Annotated in this window: 1 protein-coding gene; it reads left to right on the forward strand. The window is 25.4% G+C overall.

Translation table 4 applies throughout. The features are described 5' to 3' along the window. The coding region (locus JN03_RS08145) for a leucine-rich repeat protein (protein WP_134076405.1) at positions 1-2,333 on the forward strand (2,333 nt) is incomplete at its 5' end. Positions 2,334-2,558: the final 225 nt, after the last annotated feature.

A 2,558-nucleotide genomic window follows, 5' to 3' on the forward strand; every position in this document is an offset into this window, starting at 1 on the left:
ATGATGAAAAATCGACGGCAATTTTTTCATATCAAATAAAAGTTAAATCAATAGATGATGATAAATTTACTTCAAATGTTTTAGAAGTAAAGTTTGATGATTTTGCCAAAACTTCAACTCAATTGGCACAATATTTGAACGAACTTACATTTTCTTATGAAAATGCATCTTCAGTATTTCCCCAAGATGCCATTCAAACAAAAGTTATAGCTAAAAATAAAGGCGTTAACCTTTCATCAAACTATGAATTAATCTTTACTGAATTTAAAACCGAAGGTGAATATCCTAAGAAAATTGACGCTATAGTTAAATTAAGAGATAATGTAAACAACATTATTTCTGATTCTAGAGGTATTGAAATAATAGGGTTTAAAGATTATCAAACACCTAATGAATTAAATGCTTATGCTGAACAAATTAAATTAGATGTTGAAAATAAAAACTCTAAATATATTTCTAACATAAATGATTACAGTCAAATTTTAATAAATAACTTTGAAGATTCCAAATATGAAATTGACAAAGACACATTTGTTATTGAAAAATTAGAAGATTTAACATCTATAAATGTTCACTTTAGAATTAAAGAAAAAAATGGTAGACCCGAAATTTTTTCTAACAAAAAAACTATAAAAATTGAAGGTTTCAAAATACCTCAAAAACTTCTAAATGAATGAGCAAGTGCTATACGTTTAGATGTTGTTGATAAGCAAAATCAACTGGCTTATAACTATTGAGATGATTTTTCAAAAATTACTAAAGAAAATGTAAATGATAAGTTTGAATTTTCAAATAATGCAACAGTTAAACAAACTGGTGCTAATGAATTAACAGTTCGTTTTCAAATCTATGATAAAAATGATTCAAGTGTTAAATCAGAAATAAAGGAAGTAAAAATTACCGGATTTAAAACTGAAAATGTTAATTCAGAACAATTTGGCTATTATTTATATGATTATAATGGGCATAAAGTTGCTTGCTTAAATAAGAAAAAACTTGAAAGTGTATTTTTAGTTCCTAGTGAAATTGATTCATTTAAAGTTAAAAAAGCAACAAATTTATATATTTATGAAAACCTTCCAAAACATTATTGTGTGTCTGTTGCAGAAGGCATAGAAGAAGTTGAAAATTTGGTTTATACAAATGCTAATGCTACTTCAGATTTGTTGGCACTTTCGCTTCCAAATTCAATAAAATCAGCAAAAAATGTAATTATAGGACCTACAAAGAATTTACTATATTTTGGAATGCCTTCATCAATTGAATATGCACAAGGACTATATGAAAGTTCAAATACTACTCTAGAATCAGAACATTATTTTTCTGATTTCCTTTCTTACTATGGTGCGGAAAACTTTGTAGGTAAAAGTTGAGATCCACAAGAATTAATTCACTGAAAAGGTGGGTTTAAATTCGAACTATACAATTCAGAAAATGCCAAATACAAAATAAAACCTGATTCGGATGGTAAGTATAGTTTTTTAGTAGAAATTAAAGGGAATAAATTAGTAAAACTTATTGAAAAGACTAAATCACCTACTGATTTGTACCTAAATTTAGATAGTAATGATTTTGATGGTATTGTAGAGGGTGCTTTATATGGTTCAAAAGCCAAAAAAATTACTTTAGAATCTAATAAAATTTCTAATTTAGAAAACTTATTTTCTTCATCAAACTCAACTTTGGAAGAACTTGATTTAAGTAAGCTTACAAACTTTAAATATTTCGATAGACTAGGTCCAAGTTTTAATAATATTAAAAAAGTTACGCTTCCAGACAATATGGGTGAAAACCTAAAATTTAATTTTATAGGTTGAAAATCACTTGAAGAAGTATCGCTTCCAAAATCTGTAAGATATATTACAAGTTCTATGTTCTATCATTGTGATAAACTTCAAACAATTAACTTTGATAAACTTTCAAATCTTGAAGAAATTGTTAATGAAGAAGATTTACACAAAGAAAATAATGATTTGAAACATTTACACTTTTTAAGTTCATCAGCTATGACTAAAATAGATTTATCTAAAACAAGATTAAAAAAATTAGCTGGTTATGCATTTGCATTTGTGGATAATTTAGAAAAAATTATTTTGCCTTCGACACTTGAAAAAGTTGGACGTACCATTGCTTATGGAACGTACGATCCGAAAGGAACATCGAATGTTGAAGATGATACAATAGATTTTAAAAACAAATTAACTATTGAAATTAAAAATATATCATCAAAACCTGATGGATGACATAATAGGTGAATTGGTCAATTCTGAACTGTGGAAAAACCAAGCGGTACAGATTCAAATAAGGTTGAAATTAAATGAGATCAAATTTAATTTGTTAAATTAAAAAAAGAAAAGAGTGATAAAAAAGTTACTCTTTTCTTTTATTTTCTTTTTTAAAAATAACGTATATTAAAAGTAGTTTAAAAAAAGTAATTATTTTCAGTTTGTATTTTTTTTACTTATTTATATTCAAAATTTTAGTTTTCACAAATTTTTTTCAAAAAGTGATTTTTTTTTGTTTATTTTTCACTTATTAAGGCGTTTTTTTTTTTTTTT

Source organism: Metamycoplasma hyosynoviae, from assembly GCF_004365165.1.
Taxonomy (GTDB): Bacteria; Bacillota_I; Bacilli_A; order Mycoplasmatales; family Metamycoplasmataceae; genus Metamycoplasma; species Metamycoplasma hyosynoviae.